At 72.5% G+C, this 458-nt stretch carries 1 protein-coding gene; it reads right to left on the bottom strand.

All coding sequences use genetic code 11. The annotated features are described in order from the left end of the window. Positions 1 to 270: hypothetical protein (locus tag TN53_RS42355; protein WP_046264238.1), on the bottom strand; the 270-nt coding region annotated here is incomplete at its 3' end. Positions 271 to 458 lie beyond the last annotated feature (188 nt).

Genomic DNA, 458 nt, shown 5'->3' with positions numbered 1-458 from the left:
GGCGGCGCCGCCGCGCAGGGCGTCGTTTTCGAGGACCAGCCGGCAGATGGCCTCCTCGTACACGGCGAGGGTGCGGCGCAGGTCGGTGTTCTCCTTCCGTAGCCGGCTCAGGTTGGCTTCCGTACGTACGTCGGATCCGGAGGGTTCCCGCGGAATCGCAGGCCGGGCTGGCGCCGGGATGCGGGGCCGGAAGTGCGCGTCGACCAGGTCGGCGTAGTGCCGGTGGAAGGTGGCGTGAGGGATGTCCAGGAGCCGCTCGATCGCGGTCACGGTGGGCCGCCGTCCGCGGGCGGAGGCCCGGCTTCACCGGGCTGGTCCGGCGTCCGGCAGCTTCCGCCGACGGATCATCGCAGGCAGCGGCGCCACGATGGTCGTGGCGCCGCTGGTGCAGGACAGGTTCGCTGTGGGTCAGACTGGGCAAATGACGTAGAGCGTGCCGGAGCCCCCGGCCCCGCTCG

The sequence above is a fragment of the Streptomyces sp. WM6386 genome (assembly GCF_000972385.1).
Taxonomy (GTDB): Bacteria; Actinomycetota; Actinomycetes; order Streptomycetales; family Streptomycetaceae; genus Streptomyces.
This window is presented reverse-complemented; position numbering and strand designations above follow the sequence as displayed.